General features: G+C 72.9%; 18 protein-coding genes. 5 read left to right on the top strand and 13 right to left on the bottom strand.

What is annotated here, in order from left to right; translation table 11 throughout:
- Positions 1-3 precede the first annotated feature (3 nt).
- Together WMF27_RS44145 and WMF27_RS44140 are read right to left on the bottom strand one after the other, a co-directional pair.
- Complete coding sequence (locus WMF27_RS44145; RefSeq protein ID WP_437762869.1) at positions 4-1,863, bottom strand: S49 family peptidase; 1,860 nt, start codon at positions 1,861-1,863, stop codon at positions 4-6.
- Positions 1,856-3,997, bottom strand: a complete 2,142-nt coding sequence (locus WMF27_RS44140) for a zinc-ribbon domain-containing protein (RefSeq protein WP_437762870.1) — start codon at positions 3,995-3,997, stop codon at positions 1,856-1,858. Before WMF27_RS44140 ends, WMF27_RS44145 begins: the two co-directional genes overlap by 8 nt.
- Before the next feature lie 540 nt (positions 3,998-4,537).
- On the opposite strand from WMF27_RS44140, the gene WMF27_RS44135 reads away from it, so the two are divergent.
- The 3 genes from WMF27_RS44135 (at position 4,538) to WMF27_RS44125 (ending at position 6,872) form a co-directional block, all read left to right on the top strand.
- Complete coding sequence (locus WMF27_RS44135; RefSeq protein ID WP_437762871.1) at positions 4,538-5,659, top strand: hypothetical protein; 1,122 nt, start codon at positions 4,538-4,540, stop codon at positions 5,657-5,659.
- Between the two features lie 190 nt (positions 5,660-5,849).
- On the top strand, positions 5,850-6,167 hold the full coding sequence (locus WMF27_RS44130; protein ID WP_437762872.1) for a YtxH domain-containing protein: 318 nt from the start codon (positions 5,850-5,852) through the stop codon (positions 6,165-6,167).
- Between the two features lie 189 nt (positions 6,168-6,356).
- Positions 6,357-6,872 carry a hypothetical protein gene (locus WMF27_RS44125; protein WP_437762873.1) on the top strand — a complete coding sequence of 172 codons (516 nt, stop codon included), beginning with the start codon at positions 6,357-6,359 and terminating at the stop codon, positions 6,870-6,872.
- A 204-nt stretch (positions 6,873-7,076) separates the two neighbouring features.
- On the opposite strand, the gene WMF27_RS44120 is transcribed toward WMF27_RS44125, so the two are convergent.
- The 4 genes from WMF27_RS44120 to WMF27_RS44105 all read right to left on the bottom strand — a co-directional run bounded on the left by WMF27_RS44120 (position 7,077) and on the right by WMF27_RS44105 (position 10,419).
- Positions 7,077-7,388: a hypothetical protein gene (locus tag WMF27_RS44120; protein WP_437762874.1), complete on the bottom strand. Its 312-nt coding sequence runs from the start codon at positions 7,386-7,388 to the stop codon at positions 7,077-7,079.
- A 10-nt stretch (positions 7,389-7,398) separates the two neighbouring features.
- A complete protein-coding gene (locus WMF27_RS44115) occupies positions 7,399-7,608 on the bottom strand; it encodes a hypothetical protein (protein ID WP_437762875.1) in 210 nt (69 codons plus the stop codon).
- 306 nt (positions 7,609-7,914) lie between these two features.
- Positions 7,915-8,628, bottom strand: coding sequence for an HAD family hydrolase (locus tag WMF27_RS44110; RefSeq protein ID WP_437762876.1), 714 nt, complete (start codon positions 8,626-8,628; stop codon positions 7,915-7,917).
- 3 nt (positions 8,629-8,631) lie between these two features.
- Positions 8,632-10,419, bottom strand: coding sequence for an AMP-dependent synthetase/ligase (locus WMF27_RS44105; protein ID WP_437762877.1), 1,788 nt, complete (start codon positions 10,417-10,419; stop codon positions 8,632-8,634).
- 179 nt (positions 10,420-10,598) lie between these two features.
- Here WMF27_RS44105 and WMF27_RS44100 point away from each other — a divergent pair, with 179 nt between their 5' ends.
- Complete coding sequence (locus WMF27_RS44100; protein WP_437762878.1) at positions 10,599-12,578, top strand: serine/threonine protein kinase; 1,980 nt, start codon at positions 10,599-10,601, stop codon at positions 12,576-12,578.
- A gap of 23 nt (positions 12,579-12,601) precedes the next feature.
- Here WMF27_RS44100 and WMF27_RS44095 read toward each other — a convergent pair whose 3' ends face one another.
- The 4 genes from WMF27_RS44095 to WMF27_RS44080 all read right to left on the bottom strand — a co-directional run bounded on the left by WMF27_RS44095 (position 12,602) and on the right by WMF27_RS44080 (position 15,019).
- The gene (locus WMF27_RS44095; protein WP_437762879.1) at positions 12,602-13,297 is read right to left on the bottom strand and encodes a hypothetical protein; all 696 of its coding nucleotides are present in this window, start codon (positions 13,295-13,297) and stop codon (positions 12,602-12,604) included.
- A gap of 117 nt (positions 13,298-13,414) precedes the next feature.
- Positions 13,415-13,774 carry a YXWGXW repeat-containing protein gene (locus WMF27_RS44090; RefSeq protein ID WP_437762880.1) on the bottom strand — a complete coding sequence of 120 codons (360 nt, stop codon included), beginning with the start codon at positions 13,772-13,774 and terminating at the stop codon, positions 13,415-13,417.
- Positions 13,771-14,733, bottom strand: coding sequence for a prepilin peptidase (locus tag WMF27_RS44085; RefSeq protein WP_437769932.1), 963 nt, complete (start codon positions 14,731-14,733; stop codon positions 13,771-13,773). Before WMF27_RS44085 ends, WMF27_RS44090 begins: the two co-directional genes overlap by 4 nt.
- Before the next feature lie 10 nt (positions 14,734-14,743).
- Positions 14,744-15,019 carry a hypothetical protein gene (locus WMF27_RS44080; RefSeq protein ID WP_437762881.1) on the bottom strand — a complete coding sequence of 92 codons (276 nt, stop codon included), beginning with the start codon at positions 15,017-15,019 and terminating at the stop codon, positions 14,744-14,746.
- Between the two features lie 74 nt (positions 15,020-15,093).
- Here WMF27_RS44080 and WMF27_RS44075 point away from each other — a divergent pair, with 74 nt between their 5' ends.
- Positions 15,094-16,380, top strand: coding sequence for a formylglycine-generating enzyme family protein (locus WMF27_RS44075; RefSeq protein WP_437762882.1), 1,287 nt, complete (start codon positions 15,094-15,096; stop codon positions 16,378-16,380).
- Positions 16,381-16,422: 42 nt separating this feature from the next.
- Here WMF27_RS44075 and WMF27_RS44070 read toward each other — a convergent pair whose 3' ends face one another.
- From WMF27_RS44070 to WMF27_RS44060, 3 genes are read right to left on the bottom strand one after another with little or no spacing between them, the layout of a single operon-like run.
- The gene (locus tag WMF27_RS44070; RefSeq protein WP_437762883.1) at positions 16,423-16,908 is read right to left on the bottom strand and encodes a YbjN domain-containing protein; all 486 of its coding nucleotides are present in this window, start codon (positions 16,906-16,908) and stop codon (positions 16,423-16,425) included.
- A gap of 54 nt (positions 16,909-16,962) precedes the next feature.
- Positions 16,963-18,135 (bottom strand): hypothetical protein, encoded by a 1,173-nt coding sequence (locus WMF27_RS44065; protein ID WP_437762884.1) that lies wholly within the window; start codon positions 18,133-18,135, stop codon positions 16,963-16,965.
- A complete protein-coding gene (locus WMF27_RS44060; RefSeq protein WP_437762885.1) occupies positions 18,132-19,196 on the bottom strand; it encodes an alpha/beta fold hydrolase in 1,065 nt (354 codons plus the stop codon). Before WMF27_RS44060 ends, WMF27_RS44065 begins: the two co-directional genes overlap by 4 nt.
- Positions 19,197-19,237 lie beyond the last annotated feature (41 nt).

Below are 19,237 nucleotides of genomic sequence, written 5' to 3'. Positions count from 1 at the left end.
GCTTCACCGGAGCGTCACCGCGAACGGTAACACCGTGAGCGCCCTCTCTCCGGCCAGGAGAGGCGCCATGGAGGCGGCGAAGGTCCCGACCTCCGGCGCGACGCCGAGCCACTCCGGCAGGAGGACGGAAGCCATCGCCTCCCGCGCGCGCTCCCTGAGCGCTGCGCGGTCGGGGGCCCGAGCGCTGCCCTCGCTGGCTTCGTCGCCCGTCGCCAGGAGCTCCAGCAGCCCGCCGTCGTCCTGCTCGATCTCGACCGGCGCGTCCGCCGGCAGCGCCGCCAGCTCGCGCGCGATCGCGATCGCCCGCTCCAGGCCGCCGAGCTCATCGACGAGCGAGCGCCCTGCGGCCTCGACCCCGCCGAAGATCCGTCCCTCCGCCGACGGCGCGATCGTCTCCAGCGGGAGGTTCCGTCCGGCCGTGATGCGCTTCAGGAACAGATCGTACACCGCCTCCATGGAGGCGAGCACACGGGCGCGTGTGGGCTCGTCCCAGGGTGTGAGCGCCGACATGTACGCGGCGCGCGCTGCCCGCTGAGGATCCGGGTTGGCCGCGACCGTCTCCGCGTTGATCCCGATGTCCGCAAGCGCCTTCCCGACGGCGAACTTGCCGCCCACGACGCCTATCGAGCCGATGATGCTCGTCCGCTCGGCGACGATCTTGGTGCCAGCGCAGGCGAGGTAGTAGCCGCCGCTCGCGGCCATCCCGCCGATCGAGACGACCAGCGGCTTCTTCTGCCGCAGCCGCATCAGCTTCTGCCAGAGCAGATCCGAGGCCAGCGCCGAGCCGCCGGGCGAGTCGATCCGGAGCACGACCGCCTTCGCGCTCTGATCCTCGGTGAGGCGCGTGATCGTTTGCCCGAGCTCGCGCTCGCCGATCCCGTCCGACGAGCCGATGGGCATCCCCTTGGCGCTCATGCTGATGCCGCCGATCGCCGGGACGACCGCCACATGCGGCGCCCCCAGCGAGCTCGCCCCGGAGACCGAGCGGAACACGTCCACGAGGCTCCGGGAGAAGCTCGAATCACGCGGAGCGCCGCCGAACCGCGGCACGGAGCGCTCGGTGCCGGCGAGCTTCTTCGCGTCCTCGGTCGCGGACTCGAGATCGCCGATCTCGTCCACGAGCGCCCTCGCCTTCGCCTCCTCAGGAGCGAACGGGCCGTCCTCGAGGGCCTCCCGGAGCTCCTCCTTGCCGCGCCCCTCCACGATGGCCGACAGCCACGCCTCGCGGACCCCGCCGAGCGCGGACTCGAGCGATCGACGCGCCTCGGGGCTCGCCCCTTCCCGGGTGAACGGCTCGCTCGCGCCCTTGAACTTCCCCACCTGGAGGAAGTCGACGTCCACGTTGAGCTTGTCGAGGAGCCCCTTCGCGAACACCAGCTGCGCCGCGATCCCCACCGTGTCGACCTGCCCGGCAGGGCTGAGCCAGAGCTTGCTGCAGGCGATGGACGCCAGCAGCATGGTCGCGTTGTTGTACTCGTCCGCGTGGCACACGACAGGTCGCCCCGCCGCGCGGACATCGCCGAGGATCCGGCCGATCTCGTGAGCCCGCGCGAACGCGAGGCGCGCGCTCCCGAGCCGCACGAGGAACCCCTTCGCGCTCGCGGACTCGGACAGCGCTCGCAGCGACTGCACGAGCTGCGCGTGGGTCCTGCCGCTCGGCGGGCCGAAGAGCGACGCGGACGCGCTCTCGGGGAGCCCGCGCGAGAGATCGATCTCGACGACCGCCGGCTCGTCGAGGCCCGCCGCGGCGCGCGCCGGCAGCGCCGCCGCCCGCTCCCTCCCGGTGCACCCTGCCATCGATGCCGCCACGGCGAGGGCGCCGACGCAGGTCCACCGCACCCCTCGAGCTCGGCGCTTAGTCATGCTTCATTCCAGGCAGATCCGAGGTGTCGATCGGCGGCGCCGTCGCCCCGGGCGCGGCGGTCGGCGGCGGATGCACGCCGGGCAGATCGCTCGTATCGATGGTGCCGCCCGGGGCGACGTAATCGTCGGGCACGCGGCCGTCGTCCGGCTCCGGCGCGCGGCGAACGCGCGCCGGCGCGGCCGGCGCGGCCGGCGGGCTCGCGGGAGGAGCGCTCGCCGCGGCCTGTGGGCTCGGCGGAGGAGCGCCCGGCTGCGGGCTCTCCGCGCGCGCGCTCGACGCCGGCTCGGCGACGCTTCCTGGCTCGCTCTGCGCCTTCTCGAGCCGGTCGATGAAGGCCCGGAGCGGGCGCGCGAGCGGGTGCTGCCGGCTCGTCGCCAGCAGGCGCTCGTTCTCGGCGCGCGCGGCCGCGAGATCGCCGGACCTCGCGAGCGCATAGACGAGGAGCGCCCGCGCTCGCCCGGGGCTCTGCTCGATGCTCGCCCCCGTCCGGAGCCGCTCGACGACGGCGGCCCAGCTCGGATGAGCCTCCGCGAGATCGAGCGCGGCCAGCGTCAGCGCGCTCTCCGGCTGCGCGCTCTCGGCCGAGATCGCGCCGACGAGCTTCCGCGCGGAGGCGAGATCGCCCTGCATGCGGAGCAGATCGATCGCCGCGCGGGTCACCTCGGCGTTCGCCGGCGCGACGCGCCGCGCGTGCTCGACCGCCTTGCGGGCGCGCGCGATCGCGACGTCGAGCTCGTGCCGCGCCGTGTCCAGATCCGCGTCCCCTGCGGCGAGCAGCTGCAGCCGCAGCCACCGCACGTCCGCGTTCACCGTCTCGACCCGGGCCAGCGCCACCGCGACGCGCGGGTCGTCCTCGGCGAGCGCGCTCGCCTTGACGAGCTTGTCCCTCGCCGTCTCCGGATCCCCTTCGACCAGGCTCCTCTCGCCCTCGGCGAGCAGCGCCGAGACGCGATCGTCGCTCGCCGCCGGCCGGGCCTGCGCGGCCGGCTTGAGGTACTTCGGCCCGAGGGTCGCCGCGCTCACCACCATGAGGCCGACGACGATGAGGCCGACGACCCACCGCGCGATCCCCGTCCTCCTCGAGGGCAGCGACGTGATCCCCGCGTCGCCGTCGCCCTCGTCGACATACGAGGGACGCCCCTCGGGCTCCGCGGGTGCGGTCGGCGCCCCCGACGTCGCTGCCCGCCGCGACGCGTGGTCCTCGCTCGCCGCGCGCGGCGCCCCGCGCCTCGCCACGGGGGCTTCTTCTCCCGGGCTGTCGGCGGGCGCGGCGGCGCGCTCGATGCGCGGCGGTGGGACGCTGTTCGGCATCCGCAGCGGAACGACGCCTGCGGCGCGCCCCTGCCCCTCGCCGCCGGCGTCCGCGGGCCCAGGCTTGACGGTGCCCTGGCGCGCCTCGGCGACCCCCGCGCCGCGGAGGGTCCGCGGCTCCTGCCGGCGCGCGGGGTGCCCGTCCGGCAGCGGCGGCGCCTCTTCCGGCGGCACCACGACCCCGGGCAGCGCGCCCGGCTTCGTCATCGCCCGCGCGGGGGCGCTGGCCTCGGAATCGTAGGCCGCTGTCTGCGCCCCGCGGCGCGGCGACGGGCGCTCCCTGCCCGACTGGACCTCCCGCACATCCCGGACGACCGTCTCTGCGTCGTGGATGGACTCGGGGGCGATGTCCGCGTCGCTCTCCGCCCGCGGGAGCGGGATCGCGACCGAGCCCTCGGTCTGCGCCGGCGCCGGACCGCCGAGCCCTGGAGGCGTCAGCGACCTCGAGCGGCCAGGGAACGGCGAGGGCCCGCCGATGCCCAGCGCGGTCCCGGCCATCACGATGCTGCCCGGCCCCTTGAAGAACGGCTCCAGCTCCGCGATCGACCCGAGCCGCCGCGGCCTCGCGTTGCCGCGCGAGATCACGTCGTCGCGGGTGATCTGGCCCTGGGCGATCGCCGCCTGGAGCTCCCGGAGCATCTTGAACTCGAGCTCCCGGCCGCCGAGCGTGCGCACCACCCACTTCTCGGGGAGCGCGCCGTCGGTGCGGCGGACCTTGAACTGGAAGCCGCAGTTCGTGCACTTGACCGTCGTGCCGCGCTCCGACACGAGCGCGTCGTCGAACTCGTACTCGGTGCTGCAACGCTCGCAGGTGACATCCATCTGCTCGACCGGTCCCCGTGTCCTCGCGAACGGCTGGCCCCCCCCAGGCGCGAGCCTGCCGGGGTTCCTCGTTCGGAGGTAGCCGCCCGGAACTCGGCGGAACGGTAGCACGGGTTCCCCTGTACGCCCCAAAGGCTCGCGCCGCGCCGCGCCGTCCGCCGCTTTCCTCCGGGGTTCAGGGTTCACGGTCCCTTGCGGTCCCCCCTCCCTTGCGGTCCCCCCTCCCCTGCGGTCCCCCCTCCCCTGCGGTCCCCCCTCCCCTGCGGCCCCCCCTGCCCCCCCGATGTCGCGGCCGCCGCCGCGTGACCCCTCCGCGAGGCACGGCACATCGGGGCCGGGACGCGCCTCGCCTCGCCTCGCGCGGGCCACATGCCGACGTGAACGCGGCTTCACGGCGAGCGCGCGATCGGCCCAAATACGCCGCGACTTGCCAGGCTTGTGTGGGGCATGTCGCTTGCTACGATCGTCCGGTCGCGACCGTCACGCGCGAGGGCGCGGCTCCTCGACGCCGGGCGGCCGAATGCTTTCGGGAGACGGTGAATGAAGCGACTTACTCTGCTGGGTCTCGCGAGCGTGCTGGCGCCCCTCCTCGCGGGTTGCCCCATCTACGACGACGACGCCGACAGCCACTTCTGTGATGCAGAGGACTGCGGGCCCGGCATCCCGACCGGCTGTAACGAGCCAGCCGACTGCGGGATCAACGAGACCTGCGGCAAGGACAACGAATGCCACGTCGGCGACTGCACGACCTGGGGGTGTAGCCGGGGCTTCGAGTGCGTCATCGCCGACGACCACACCGCCGCCTGCGTCGCGAGCGGCTCCTCCGGGGAGGGGGGCAGCGGCGGAGCCCCCGGCGGCGTCGTGTACTGCGGCAACCCGGACGACTGCGCCGATGGCGAGACCTGCGCGCCGGATGGCACGTGCCAGCCCGGCGGCTGCGATCAGGTCCTTCCGAGCGGCGAGCCGCTCGGGTGCATCCACGGCTATGTCTGCGAGGGCGACGGGGCCGATGCGACCTGCGTGCCGGCGACCCCGGCCGCGTGCGGCGCCGACGTCGACTGCGCCCGCCTCGGCGCCGGCTACCTCTGCGTCAGCGGCATCTGCACCGCGCCTCAGGACCAGTGCTTCGATCAGACGCAGTGTCCGGTCAACGACAAGTGCGTCGAGGGCAAATGCACGCCCGCCTGCCGCGAGGACGCGGACTGCCCCGGCAGTTACCGTTGCGACACGACCCTCGGCATCTGCTCCCGCCCTGCGCAGCCCTGCGTCATCACCGACGACTGCGGCGGCCCCTCCGCCGTCTGCGTCGACGGCGCCTGTGTTCCGAGGAGCGACGGCGCCGCCTGCCCCGAGGGCGACGTCTGGGTCGAGAACGGCTGCATCCCGAATCAGTCGAGCAACTTCGTGTGCGGCGAGGATGGAGCGCAGGACGTCTGCGCGCCTGGGTCGATCTGTCTGCACCACAGCTGCTACATCTCGTGCGACCAGCCGAACCCGAACGCCTGCGACAACCAGTCGCCCTCGCTGAGCGAGTGCAGGACGGTTGCGACGTTCTCCGGCGAGCACCAGGTCTGCGGGTCGAGCGAGAACCTCGGCGGCGACTGCGATCCCGAGACGCCCTGCAGCGAAGGCAAGATCTGCATCGACGGCTTCTGCCGGTAACGCCGCGGCGCTCCTCCGCCGCGATCGCCCCTCGGGGCAGGGCAGCCCCCTGCCCTGCCCCCTCCGTGCGCAATATGCCCTTGGCATGCGCGCTGCCTCACGTCCCGCCGGTCACTGTTCCAGCCACGTGAATCCACGCTGAGGGATACGCGCCACGCGCCCCCACGCGACACGAACCGACGGAGCCACAATGAAGGCAAACGATCTCGTCAATTACATGGCCGACATGTTCCCCTACAGGAGAAGGAGCTCACTCGATTGGATCGTTCCCCTGTCGGCCGGGCTCGGCCTCGGCATCGCCATGGGCGTCGGGGTTGGCGTCCTGGTCGCGCCGACGTCAGGCGACGAAGCTCGCCGCCGGCTGCGCGACAGCACGAGCCGGCTGCGCGAGCGCGCGGAGAAGGCCAAGGAGCGCGCCCTGGGCGCTGCGCAGCGGACCCAGAGCCAGATCCAGGAGAAGCTCGAGGAGAGCACCGGCTCGTACTCCAACGAGCTCGGCGCCCGCTGAGCGAGCTCCAGGGGGGCGCGAAGGCGCCGCACCGCGTACGCGCGGAGCGGCGCCTTCCATCATTTCCCGGGATGTGCTCCAGCAGCCGAGCGACATCTGCGCAGCCGGAGCGGCACAAGCGATGCTTTTCCGAGAGCAGATGGATTGAACGAGACACCTCGCGAACCGCGGCACAGGGGCACTCGTCGAATGATGTATTACCGGACGCTCACTGCATTCTTCCCAGGTCGCACGGAAGCCGCGGGCGCACTTGGCCGCCTCCTCGCCCTGGGCGTCGCGGCCGAGGACATCAGCATGGTGCCCAAGCAGCACTCCCGCCTGGACGAGCTCGAGCTCACGATCCACAGCAAGGCGTCCGAAGGGGCCGCCCTGGGCGCTGTGATCGGAGGGCTCGTCGGGGGTACGCTCGCGGCGATCACGGCGGGAGGCGCGCTGATCATTCCGCGGCTCGACGCGTTCCTGGCGGGGCCCATCGTCGCGTGCCTCGCGGGAGCGGGCGCCGCTGGCGCGGCCGGCACCCTGCTCGGCGCCGTCCTCGGCGCGCGCCTGCCCGAGTACGAGGCGCGCCGGCTCGACGACGGCGTCGCCGGCGGCGGCGCGTTGCTCTCCGTGCGGTGCTTGCCCGACGTTTCCCGCAGCGTCGAAGAGGTGCTGAGCGAGAGCGGCGGTCGCCGCATCCGCAAGACCTGCAGCCGCAGGACCTGAAGGAGGACGTGCGCCCGGCGTGGCGTGGCCCAGCGATCTCGCGAATGAGCAACGAGCGAGCCGCGATCCACGTGCGGACGCGGCCGGGACGCGCCCGTGATGAAACCGCCAAGGGCGCCAAGAAACCTCAAAGATCTTGGCGTCCTTGGCGGTTCAAACGACCCCACCTTCAGCCAAGGGAACGCGCAGCAGGTGCCCGCTGGATCAGGGCGACGAGCCGAGGTGGCTCTGGGACCGCGTCTGCTCATCGAGGACGAGCTCGACCGCCTGGGCCAGCGCGCTCTTGACGTAGCTGCGCGTCGCGAGCGACCCGAGCCTGCTGAGCACGCGCGGCGTCAGGCCCCCGCCGAGCAGGAACCCCAGCCCAGCCGCCGCCGCGATCGCCACGTGCGGGTTGTCCCGCGCGAACGCCGAGACCGCCCGCGTGACCTCCGCCGCGTCGAGCCGGCTGAGCGCGTCGTTCACCACCTCCCGCGCGTCGCGATCCCGTTCGGCCTCGACCTCGCGTACCGTCATGATGACCTCCTCAACTCAGCCGTGTAACGACCCGCCCGATCAGGTAACCCACAGCGGCCACCGCGAGGAGCGTGGCCACAGGGCGCTCTTGCACCAGCGAGACGAGCCGCTCGTCCGCGCGGCGGACCTCGCCGAAGAGGCGAGGGACGGCGGCGGGAACGTTCGCTCTCCGCTCCCGGCGTCCGGACTCTTGTTCGACGTCTGCATCGTTGGCGATCATCGTGAACCGGTCTCCAGCAATGCCCGAACCACCGCGCGACGTGCATCGGCTGCACGATCCGGAGATCGACCCACCGGCGCGGGGCAGCGAGGCGAGGAGAGCCAGGAGAGAAGCGCGCGCGACGAGCGCGGGCGGAGCGCCTTCCGGGACGTTCGTGCTCACGGACGGAAGGGCGAGCGCGCGGCGCGCGTGTGGACCTCGCGACCTCGCGCGCGAGCGCCGCGCCGACGGGCCGCGCTCGCCAGGTGACGGGCTCACGGAGATCGCTTCGCTGGCCGCACGACGGCGCGCGGCGCAGCGCACGCGCTAGAAGCGGACGCCGAACACCCGGAGCGCGCGGCGCAGCGTCTCCGCGCCGTCGCACACCGCCACCCGCTCGGCCTGGGACACCTCCGCGGCCCGCGCCGGGTCCCCCTTGAACCAGACGGCCCGCATCCCCGCCGCGAGGGCGCCGACGACGTCGGCGGCGAAGGAATCGCCGACGTGGACCACCGCGGCGAGCGGCGTACCGAGGCGCTCGGCCGTCCACGCGAAGATCTCCCTGCCCGGCTTCTCGAACCCGAGCCGCCCCGAGTCCGCGACCGCCACGAAGTGCGCCGCCCAGCCGAGCTCTTCGATCAGCTCCTCGAGCCGGCCCTCCGAGTTCGACAGCACCGCGACCGGCACGCCGGCCTGCCGGAGCTCGATCACGACGTCGATCATCCCCGCGATCGGCCTGCGCCAGAGGTTCTTCCGGGGCTGCTCCGTCCAGAGCCAGTCGACCGCCGCGTCGAGCGCGCTGGCCTCGACGCCGCCCACCTCGAGCAGGCGGCGCATCATGATCTTCCACGGGTGGCCGCCGAGCCCGCGCTGGATCGCCTCGTTGTACGCGCGCCAGCTCTCGTCCACCGCCCCGTCCAGCCGCTCCCGAGGCGCGGCGATGCCCCGCTCGGCGAGGCGGGCGGAGAGCAGCCCGGTGTCGAGCTCCACCAGGGTCTGGCCGAAGTCGAAGGAGACGGCTGTGGCAGGCTCGTTGCTCATGGATTACTCGGCGTACATCGCCTCGATCTCGCGCGCAAAATTCTGGCTCACATTGCGCCGCTTGATCTTGAGCGTCGGCGTCAGCTCACCGTCCTCAATGGTGAAGCCGCGCGGCAGGATCGAGAACTTCTTGATCGTCTCGACCTGCGCGAGCTCGCCGTTCACCGCGTCGACGGCCCGCTGCACGGCCTCCCTGATCTCGGGCGACGCGTGCGAGAGATCGCGGCCGAGCCCGCGCTCGGCCGAGAGGCGCTCCACCGCGTCGGGGGCCAGCACGAGCAGGGCCGTGAGGAACTTGCGCCCATCGCCGACGACCACCGCCTCGGCGATGAGGTCGTGGCGCTTGAGCGCCTCCTCGATGTTCTTGGGCGAGATGTTCTTTCCGCCGGCCGTGATGAGGATCTCCTTCTTCCGCCCGGTGATGTGGAGGAACCCTTCCTCGTCGAATCGGCCGAGATCCCCCGAGTGGAGCCAGCCGCCGACCAGGGCCTGCGCGGTCGCCTCCGGCTCCTTGTAGTAGCCGAGGAACACGGTCGGCCCCTTCACGAGGATCTCGCCGTCGTCCGCGATCTTCACGTCCATGCCTGGCACCGACGGCCCCACGGAGCCGAGCTTCGTCCGGCCCGGCACGTTGTAGCTCGTCGCGCCGGTCACCTCGGACTGGCCGTAGACCTCGGTGATCAGGATGTCGAGCGACGCGAAGAACTCGAGGACCTCCTTCGCGATGGGGGCCGCGCCGCTGCTGAACGCGTGCGCCCGGCCGAGCCCCACGGCCGCCTTCACCTTCGCGTAGACCAGCCTGTCGAAGGCGCGGTGCTGAAGCGCGAGCAGCGGCCCCGGCGGCTCGCCTCGGGCGCGGAGCTCGCTGTGCTGGAGCCCGACGCGCCTCGCCTGATCGAGCACGATTTTCTGCACCCCCGTCGCGCCGGAGAGCTTCGCGTCGATCCCGGCCCTCAGCTTCTCCCAGACGCGCGGGACCCCGAAGAAGGCGGTAGGCCGCACCTCCTTGAGGTTGTCGGCGAGCGCCGCCATCGACTCGGCGAAGTACACGGCCGCGCCGACCGAGGCCGGGATGTGGATCGTGAACATCTGCTCGGCGACGTGCGAGAGAGGCAGGTAGGAGAGCGCGATGTCCCGCGACGAGCACGGGATCAGGCGCGCCGCCATGTCCGCCGAGCGCGTGAGGTTCTCATGGCTCAGCATGACCCCCTTCGGCGGCCCCACCGTCCCGGAGGTGTAGAGCAGCGTCGCGAGGCCGTTCGGCTCGAGCGCGTCGAGCCGCTGCTCGAGCAGCTCGTCCGAGATGCGGTCGCCCCGCGCGAGGAGCTCATCCCAGGCCAGGATCCGCGGATCGCGCGGATCGCCCGCGAACTCCGCGCCCCGCATCAGCACCACCCACGAGAGCCGCGGCAGCCGATCCCACTGGCTCAGCACCTTCTCCAGCTGGGCCCTGTCCTCGACCAGCACCACCTGCGACCCCGCATGGCGCACGACGTGGCGCACCTCCTCGGGCGAGCACGTCGTGTAGATGCCCGCGGGAGCGCCCCCGATCGCCATGCAGGCCACGTGGAGCACCACCCACTCGGGCCGGTTGAAGCCGAGGAGGCTGACCGTGGCGCCGGGCTCGAGGCCGAGCGCGAGCAGCGCCTTGCCGGCGCGCCGCACCTCGCCCGCGTACTCCCGGAAGCTGGTCATCCGCCAGAAGCCCCCCTCCTTGACGTAGTGGGCAGGAGCCTCGGGACGCGCCTTCGCCTGGCCTAGCAGGCGCCGCGGGATCGAGTCACAGGGCATCGGGCTACCTCGTTCACGGGCAAAGATGCGCAATCACAGGCGAATTTTACTGCACCCGCCCGGCGTCCGGGACCGCCTGGGGGAGTGGCGTCCCGCACAGTAGCAGCAGACGCCGCGGCGTTGCTGGTCCGCGCTGTCGTCAGCTTGACGGCACGTCTTTGGATCAGGACCATTCGGCGGTGGGCGAGCGCAAAGGGACGACCGAGGAGGCTGACTGGGCGGCGGACTCCGCCCGCAGCAACGAGCTCGCCGCCTCGGGCCCGCCGGAGCGCCTGCGGGCAGCGATCGACGGCGGGACCCTGGTCTCCAGACAGGGGCTCGTCCCCGCGCCCGAGCCCCCGCCCACCGTCCAGGTGCGGCGCGCGGATCGCGACACGCCGACCACGGTCGGCCGGGATGCGCCGCCGTCGCCCTCGGATCGGCACGCGCGGAGCTTCGGAAAATACCGGTTCATCGCGACGCTCGGGCACGGGGGCATGGCGGACGTGCACCTGGCGGTCGCGGTGGGGCCGGCGGGCTTCAGCAAGCTGCAGGTCATCAAGCGCCTCCGGCCCAACATCGCCGACGAGCCCGAGTTCCGGGACATGCTGCTCGACGAGGCCCGCCTCGCCGCCCGCCTGAACCACCGCAACGTGGTGCAGACCAACGAGGTCGGCCTCGCGGACGGCGAGTACTTCATCGCCATGGAGTACCTCGACGGGCAGCCGCTGAGCCGGGTGATCTCCCGCGCGCGAGAGCAAGCGCGGGCGATCCCGTTCGCCATCCAGTTCTGGATCCTCAGCGAGGTGCTGGCCGGCCTCCACTACGCCCACGAGCTCGTCGACTACGACGGGGCGCCGCTCAACGTCGTTCACCGCGACGTCAGCCCCCACAACATCTTCGTCACCTACGACGGGCAGGTGAAGATCGTCGATTTCGGGATCGCGCTCGCCGCGCACCGCCTCGTCGAGACGCAGACCGGCACGATGAAGGGCAAGGTCGCGTACATGGCGCCGGAGCAGGCGTTCTCGCACTCTTCCCAGATCGATCGGCGCGCGGACGTCTTCTCGGCCGGCGTCATCCTCTGGGAGATGCTCGCCGGCCGCCGCCTCTGGCGTGGGCTGTCCGATCCGCAGATCATCTCGCGCCTGATGCGGGACATCCCGGACCTGCGATCCGCGCGCCCCGAGGTGCCCGTCGAGCTCGCGCGCATCTGCGCCAAGGCGCTCGCGCACTCGCCCGACCAGCGCTATTCGACGGCCGCCGCCTTCCGCGCGGAGCTCGCTCGCTACACCGAACGCCTGGAAGAGCAGGTGACGGCCGAGCAGCTCGGCGCGCTCATGCGCGAGCTGTTCGCCGGCGAGCGATCCGAGATCCGGGCGATCATCGATCGCCAGCTCAAGCAGCTGCAGGAGCACGGCGCGGAGGCGGGGAGCGCGGGGCTCGCCGGCCGCGCGCCGAGGCTGCCGTCGCTGCCGGGGCGCGAGCCGCTCGACTCGGATCCTCCCGCGCAGGAGGAGGGCGCGACCACGGGCTCTTCGCCGTCGGCGCCCACGCGTGCCCTCCACCGCTCGAGCCCTCCGCAAGCGACGCTCCACGCCGTCGTGCGGACCGAGCCGGCCACGGCCGTTCAGCCCGCGCCGGCGCCGCGGCGCTCCCGGTTGCCGCTCGTCGCGTTCGCGGCGGTCATCGCGCTGGTCGGCGCCGCGACGCTGTACCTGAAGCTGCGCGATCCGGTCCAGCAGAGCCTCCGCGTGACCCCTCCGCCGGCCCAGAGCGCGCTGCCCGCGCCGGAGCCCTCGCCGCCCCGCGCCGAGCCCTCGCCGCCATCCGCCGCGAGCAGCGCTCCACGCGAGCAGACCGACGCGTCGCTCCTCCGCGCATCGATCAAGGCGAGCCCCGCCAGCGCGAAGATCTTCGTCGACGGGGTGGAGCTCCCGTCGAACCCGTTCGACGGCAAGCTCATCAAGGACGGCGCGGCGCACCGGATCGAGGTCTCCGCGCCAGGCCACGCCACGCAACGACGGATGCTCGTGTTCGATCGGGACATCGAGCTGGAGGTGACGCTCTCCCACGCGCAGAGAGGGCCGGCCCCCGTGGCCACGGCGACCCCGAAGATCGTCAAGCCCCCCGTCGAGGCGGATCCCACCGTCCCGCCGCCGAAGCCCGATCCCTACTGACGCGCGGGGCCCGCGGGCGGCCGTTACAGATCCTGGTAACCGATCGGCGGCTCGACGAGCTTCGCCGCCTTGGCGACGCCGCGGAACACGTAGTCGGAGTAGCTGTAAGGCCCGTCCGACCACACGAGAAAGTCGTCCGCGAGCACCCCGCTGGGCGCTCCCTCGCAGAGCTCCGGCGCCGCCATGACGGGCCCTTCGTTGTAGATCGGCGCCGACGCGTTGACGGCCTCCTCGGCCTCTTCCATGGCGGCCAGCGCGCCGGCGTGCCGGTCGGCGTCGAGCTCGTCGACGGGGTAGAGCTCCCAGTCGAGCAGCACGAGCTCCGGGTGCGGGGGCTCGTTCGGGGCCGACGCGAAGGGGGCGTGCGCGGCCCCGGGGAGGCCCATCCGCGCGAGCGCCTCGATCAGGCGGCTCCGGTAGCGCAGCGCCGCGTCATCCGGGGTCCAGAACGCCGTGAGGGCCGCGATCACGTCCTCGGTCTTCGCCTCGCGCCACAGCGAAGGGTCGCGCGAGCCGAGATCGAGCGCGCGCTCCTTCTTGAGGCGCGCCTGGAACGCCGACGCGTGCGGCGCGAACTCCGGCAGCTCGGCCAGGGCGTGATCGACGGACCAGTGGAGCCGATGATCGACCTCGCGCACGTACCGGTGCTTGCCGAGGGCGCGGAGGAGTCGGGCGATTTCGTCGGGTGTGCGCGCTGCGAACGACCAGGCAAGCATCATGGGGCAAGGCTCATCGATCCGTGCAGGGGATGGCACGCCGAGCTGGCTCGCCGATGCCGATCGGGCGGCGGGCACCTCGGCACGAGCTGAATTCCCATCGCTCGGCCGCGGTGTCGATCACTTCTTGCCGGGGAGGTGCCACACGCCGGCGAACCACACCAGGGATCCGTCTGCGCGGCGCACGGTGGTGGCAGGCGCGAAGTACGCACCCGGCGGGACGGGCTCCCATCGTCCCTGCTGCCACGCCCAGCGGCGGCTCCGCCACTGCCACTCGCCGTCGATCCACACATCGCCCGGCCGCTCGGACGGCGAGATGATCTCGACCCGCGCAGACGGCGGAGGGTACGGCACGACCACCGTCGTCTCGCTCGGCAGGTGAGGGCCGGTCGGAGGCAGCGGGAGCGAGCTGCCGCAGCCCGCGAGCACGAGGAGCGACGCGAGCGGGATCCCGAGCGCGCGGCGCAGGGCGGCGTTCATCCTGCGTCGATCCAGGAGAGGTACGCGTCCAGGACGTCGCGGCCGACGAGCAGGCACTCCAGCGTCGCGAGCGCGAGGAACGGGCCGAACGCGATGCGGGCCTGGCCGAACCCTTCGCGAGGCTCCTCCGCGAGCGGGTCCTGCGCCAGCTCTTCCTCGGCGGCGGCCCGCTCCTCGGGGGACATGGCCGCGAGCTCGGCGCGGATCTGCTCCCGCTCGAGGCGAACCGCCTCGGGCTCCTCGATGCTCCCGCGCAGGAGCAGCGTGGCGATCGCCATGATCGAGCCCTGGATGGCGCCGGCGCCGAGCACGAACAGGGCGCCCCCCCAGCCGAACCACGCGCCCGCCAGCATGAGGAGCTTGGCGTCGCCGAGGCCCATGCCGACGCGGCCGCCGCGGATCCGCGGGTAGATCACGACGAACGGCAGCCAGACGATGCCGAAGCCGACCGCCGCGCCGACGAGGGCGTCGACGAAGCCCATCGACCGCAGCGACGAGGTCGCGACGCCGAGCACCGCGCCGCCGAGGGTGATCGAGTCGGGGATGAACATGTGCTCGAGATCGATGAACGTCGCCGCGAGCAGCCCGAGCGCGAGCGCCAGGTCGGCGGTGTACGTGGCGAGCGCGTGGAGGGCCGGCGTCGTCCCGGGGAGCCGCAGGATGATGACCTCGATGATCGCGAGCGAGAGCACGCCGCCCGCCGCCTCCACCAGGGGATACCGCGGCGACACGGGCGCCCCGCAGCAGCGAGCGCGGCCGCGCAGCAGCAGGTAGCTGAGGACGGGGATGTTGTCGTAGGCGCGGATCGGCGCGCCGCACGCCGGGCAGCACGAGCCCGGACGGACGACGCTGAGCTCGCGCGGGACGCGGTGGATGACGACGTTGAGGAAGCTCCCCCACAGCAGGCCGAAGCAGAGCCCGAAGGCGCGCAGGAACCACGGCGAAAAATCGGCGAGCATCACCTGGGGCTCACGTCCTCGGGCTCGACGCGGCGAGCCGGAGCATCATCGTGAGCGCCTGCTCGAGCTCCGCGATCGTGGGTTGCACGGGGTTCTCGGCGAGCGCCGCCTTGAGGTCGACGAGGCGGCCGCCGAGCTCCTGGTAGTGACGGCGCACCCCCTCGGTCGGCGCCTCGGCGACCCACCGCCCCACGATCTCGCGCAGCTCGTCGAGATCGCTGCCAGCGAGGAGCTGCGCCATCTGCGAGGCCATCGGATCCGGTGCGCCGCTCACGCCCTGCCCCATCCCGGCCAGCATAGCGCGGGCACTTTGACGGGCGAGGGGTCCTGCGACATAAGGCGTGGCGCTTTCGAGGAACCGTGCCGACGAGGACGCCTGCCGTTGCCCTGATCCTGCTCGCCGCCGGCATCGCCGGAGGGGCCGGCTGCAGCCGCGCCGAGCAGCGAGAGCCCGAGGAGAAGCGCGCGGACGGCGGCGCCCCGCAGGCGCCCGCGCCGCAGGGGAAGGTGCTCGAGGCGGCCGAGAACGAGTCGCCCGCTGCGAGCGCGACGCCGCGGGCCGGCGCCGCGGCGGCCGGGCCCGCGCGGATCGAGATCCCTGCAGGAAAGCTCGTCGCGGGCAGCACGCCCGGCGACAAGGGGCGCGATCCGACGCTCGAGCCGGCGTTGCTCGACGTCGAGCTGGGCGGCTTCACCGTCGATCGCTCCCTGTACCCGAACGATCCTGCGCAGGCTCCGCTCACCGGGGTGACGCGGGCGCGCGCCTCGGAGCTCTGCCAGCAGGCCGGCGGGAGGCTGTGCACCGAGCTGGAGTGGGAGCGCGCGTGCAAGGGCCCCGAGGGGACGCCCTACGCGGGCGGCGCGGCGTGGGATCCGGCGTGCGCCAAGGCGCCCGCGTCGTGCGCATCCGGGTTCGGCGTCGTCGGGATGGGCGCCGCGCTGCGCGAGTGGACCGCGAGCGACATCGCGCCGATCGAGAACCTCCAGCCCAAGGCCGCCGCCGTGCGCGGGGCCACGGCGAGCGCGAGCGCCGTGGATCACCGGTGCGCGCGCCGCGCGGCGGTCGATCCGGCGGTGACGGGCGACGACATCGGCTTCCGGTGCTGCCACGGCGCGCCGAACGCGGCGTCGATCCCGTCGCCGCAGTGGCAGCAGACGTTCCGGCGCGCGGAGATCGGGCCGCAGCAGGTCGCAGAGCTGCTCGCGTCGGTGCCGCAGCTGCGCGACCTCGGCGGGCGGATCTCGTTCTTCAAGGAGCCCGACGACACGAACGCCGTGCTCAACCGGGGCCGGACGCGGCTCGCGCCGAGCGGCGCTCCGGCGAGGCAGCCCGAGGCGGGCCCGCCCCCGAACACCACGCTCACGACGGCCCCGCTGCTCTGGAACCCGGTCCCGGGCGAGGAGGTGCTCGTCGTGACGGGAAAGGCCGACGACGACGCGTTCATCGTCGCGTTCCTGAAGCTCCCTGGAGACCGCTACCGCATCGCGTCGTCGCTGCTGCTCAAGGACGACCCGGGGCCGCTCGCGCTCGGGTTCAACGGCTACGTGCGGCGACGGCTCGCGTGGGCGACCTGCTGGGACTGCCGCGGCGAGTCCGGCAACATCACCTACCGCGACGACAACCGCGTGGTGATCACGCAGAAGTGACCCCGCCGCGGCGCGGACCGGACACCGACGCGCCCCGGCGCCTCATGTGTCGGCGCCGAGCAGGGTGTGCTGGTAGGTCGTGCCGTATTCGATGATCCGCTCGACCGCGTCGACGAACTCCGAGCGGTCGAGCGACTCGGTGGGCAGCTCGGCGCACAGCAGGATCTCGTTCCGATCATCGAGGGCGAACTTGGCGACGCGCATGTCGCGGTTGGCCTCGAGCAGATGGCGGAGCAGGCCGAGCACCTGGCCGGTGTCCTCGGCCAGGGTCGGCATCGCAGCGCCGTCCTGGGCGTCGCGTTCCGCGTTGAGCAGATCGAACACGCCGAACATCGAGAGCACGACCCAGTTCTCGGTGCACTGGACGTAGAACGGTGGGAGCTCGACGATCCCTTCCTCGCGCGGACGGATGCGCAGGGTCGACGGCTTCGTCAGCTCGGCGCTGTAGCCGATCTCCTCCGTCCAGCCCTGCAGGGTCGCCACGTCGATCACGGATGACGTGATCGCCCTGCCGCCGCCGGAGATCAAGATGCGGCGCGCCGGAAGCCCCTTCGCAGGGGCAAGCGACGGAGGCGAGGGGCGCTAGAGGCTGAGGACGGCGTCCTCTCCCCGGTCGGCGACCTTCGCCGCGATCAGGCTGAGCAGCGCTTGCCTCCGCTCCTCGAGCTCGACGAGCGCGCGCGGCGGCACCAGCTCCTCCTCGATGCCGCCGGGGCGCAGCGCCGCGGTGGCCTCCTCGGGGCCGAAGCGCGCGAGCGCATCGCGAAGGGCCCGGGGGAACCGCGCCGCCTCCACGAGGCGCCCGAGCTGCCGATCGAGCTCGTGCGCCTTCACGTGCAGCGGGAAGGCGCTCGCGTTGGCCTCCAGGCTGAGCGCTCCCGCATGCACGTCGATGACGATCTCCTTCCGGAGCCCGTTGCCCGCCAGGTAATCGAGCACCAGCACCTCCAGGTAGCCGCGGAGGATGGGCGCGCGCTCGCCGCGCACAGGCGACGGCGAGCGCGCCCAGCGCGCCCACACGTCGAGCTCGGGCGCGTCGTCGAAGCGTACGGACCGCCGGCGAGGCGAGAGCCAGCGCGGGCCGGGCGGACCGGGAGCGGGCGCGAGGACCAGCGCGTCGACCGTCCCGTCGTTCATGACGGCGAGGCGACGCAGCAGCTTGCGCGCGTTCGGCTCCCGGCCGATGAGCGCCGCGAGCTCGCCGATGCCGAAGCGCCGCGCCGCCGCCGCGGGCACGACATGCGCGCCGAGCGCCCTCGCCATGCGGTAGAACGCGAGCGGGCGCCGGAACGCGAGCGGGGCCTTCTTCTGCGCCGGCGCGAGCTTCACCTTCACCTCGCGCGGCGCCGCTCCCTCCGCGGGTGCGCCCAGCAAGAGCGTCGCCTCGAACCGGCCGTCCGCCACCTTGCCCGTGAGCCGCAACGCGCGCAGGGGCGAGCGCTGGAGGGCGCGCGCGACGCGCGCGTCCCCCGCGGCCCAGGCGCTCGACGCGAGAGGCGAGCGCTGCTCGGCCGGCGAGCGCGCATCGGCCGGCGAGCGCGCCGTGGGCGCGCCGATCGCATGCGCGCTCTCCTCGTCGACGAGCGCAGCGATCGCGCCGACGGACCCGTCGCTGCGCTCGGACGACGGTCGCGCGCACGAGACCGCGAGCAGCGCCGCCGCGACGAGCATGCGCGGCGCCCCCGCGCCGCCGAGGCGCCGCAGCGGTCCGCGCGCCGATCCGGGGGCGCGCAGGTCGCGCGCGCACCGGCTCATCCGTCCTTCGCGAGCCCGCGCGGATGGTCCGGCGAGGGCCCGCCCTCGGCGAGACGCTGCGACGACGCCTCCTCGGCCAGCGGCCGCGAGCGCCCGTCATCCGTCGCAGCCTGCGAGCCTGACGCCCGCGCGCTCGCCCCGAGCGACGCGCCGCCGATGACGCGCTCCAGGAGGAACTGCTCCACGCGCTCGATGACCATCTTCTTGCGCTCCAGCGGGACGATGTGCGTGCCGCCGCTCACCATCATCAGCTCTCCGCGCGGCAGCGCCGCCGCCATCTCCTCCGCGAGCCGAGGCGGGGTGAACGTGTCGCGATCGCCCGCGATCACGAGCGCCGGCACGTCGATCTGCGGGAGCAGATCGAGCGTCGAGTGCTCGCCGGCGCTGCGCAGCATGTGGAGGAACATCGAGAAATCGATGTCGACCATGTGCCGCATGTACGGCAGCAGATCCGCCGGGGTGACCGCGCTCGCGTCGACCTCCCGCGTGAGCAGCGCGATCCGCAGCGCCATCGGCGCGGGCACGCGGCTCCAGAGCGCGCGCGCGATGTGCGGGTACGCGTCGACCTGCTCGATCAGCCGCGGCAGGAGCTGCGCGAGCACGTCCGTGCCCTTGAAATGGTGCGTGATCCTGCCGGACGAGCCGCAGATCAGCACGAGCCCGCGCACCCCCTCGCGGTGGGTCCGCAGGTGCTCCAGGATGACCTGGCAGCCCATCGAGTGCCCGAAGAGCACCACGGGGCCGTCGCCGATCGACGCGCGCACCGCAGCCAGATCGCTGGCGTGATCGCGCAGCTCGACCGCCTGCGGATCACCAGGCAAGCTGCTACGACCATGGCCGCGGTAGTTCCAGTGGGCGACGTTGACCGTACGGGCCAGGTCGTCCCACAGGTACTTCCAGATGAAGCCGTCGCACGCGATGCCGTCACAGAGCACCGCGGTGAGGCGTCCCGAGCCCGCCCCTACCCCGCTGGCCAAGCTTCCGCTGCCGCCGGGACCTTCCCGGTAGCGGACGTAAATCCGCGTACCGTCCTTCCCGGCGGCGAAAAGCTCTCGACCCATCGATCCCCGAGCGACGCGGCTTACGCGAGGCTCGCGGCGAT

The organism is Sorangium sp. So ce281 (assembly GCF_051527395.1).
In the GTDB taxonomy this organism is placed as follows: Bacteria; Myxococcota_A; Polyangia; order Polyangiales; family Polyangiaceae; genus Sorangium; species Sorangium cellulosum_B.
Note: the sequence above shows the minus strand (reverse complement) of the source record. Positions and strands in the feature narration are given on the sequence as shown.

Coding starts and splice junctions, on each gene's coding strand:
- WMF27_RS44145 (WP_437762869.1), bottom strand. CDS start 1,863: ATGACTAAGCGCCGAGCTCGAGGGGTGCGGTGGACCTGCGTCGGCGCC.
- WMF27_RS44140 (WP_437762870.1), bottom strand. CDS start 3,997: ATGGATGTCACCTGCGAGCGTTGCAGCACCGAGTACGAGTTCGACGAC.
- WMF27_RS44135 (WP_437762871.1), top strand. CDS start 4,538: ATGAAGCGACTTACTCTGCTGGGTCTCGCGAGCGTGCTGGCGCCCCTC.
- WMF27_RS44130 (WP_437762872.1), top strand. CDS start 5,850: ATGAAGGCAAACGATCTCGTCAATTACATGGCCGACATGTTCCCCTAC.
- WMF27_RS44125 (WP_437762873.1), top strand. CDS start 6,357: ATGATGTATTACCGGACGCTCACTGCATTCTTCCCAGGTCGCACGGAA.
- WMF27_RS44120 (WP_437762874.1), bottom strand. CDS start 7,388: ATGACGGTACGCGAGGTCGAGGCCGAACGGGATCGCGACGCGCGGGAG.
- WMF27_RS44115 (WP_437762875.1), bottom strand. CDS start 7,608: ATGATCGCCAACGATGCAGACGTCGAACAAGAGTCCGGACGCCGGGAG.
- WMF27_RS44110 (WP_437762876.1), bottom strand. CDS start 8,628: ATGAGCAACGAGCCTGCCACAGCCGTCTCCTTCGACTTCGGCCAGACC.
- WMF27_RS44105 (WP_437762877.1), bottom strand. CDS start 10,419: ATGCCCTGTGACTCGATCCCGCGGCGCCTGCTAGGCCAGGCGAAGGCG.
- WMF27_RS44095 (WP_437762879.1), bottom strand. CDS start 13,297: ATGATGCTTGCCTGGTCGTTCGCAGCGCGCACACCCGACGAAATCGCC.
- WMF27_RS44090 (WP_437762880.1), bottom strand. CDS start 13,774: ATGAACGCCGCCCTGCGCCGCGCGCTCGGGATCCCGCTCGCGTCGCTC.
- WMF27_RS44085 (WP_437769932.1), bottom strand. CDS start 14,733: ATGCTCGCCGATTTTTCGCCGTGGTTCCTGCGCGCCTTCGGGCTCTGC.
- WMF27_RS44080 (WP_437762881.1), bottom strand. CDS start 15,019: ATGGGGCAGGGCGTGAGCGGCGCACCGGATCCGATGGCCTCGCAGATG.
- WMF27_RS44065 (WP_437762884.1), bottom strand. CDS start 18,135: ATGAGCCGGTGCGCGCGCGACCTGCGCGCCCCCGGATCGGCGCGCGGA.
- WMF27_RS44060 (WP_437762885.1), bottom strand. CDS start 19,196: ATGGGTCGAGAGCTTTTCGCCGCCGGGAAGGACGGTACGCGGATTTAC.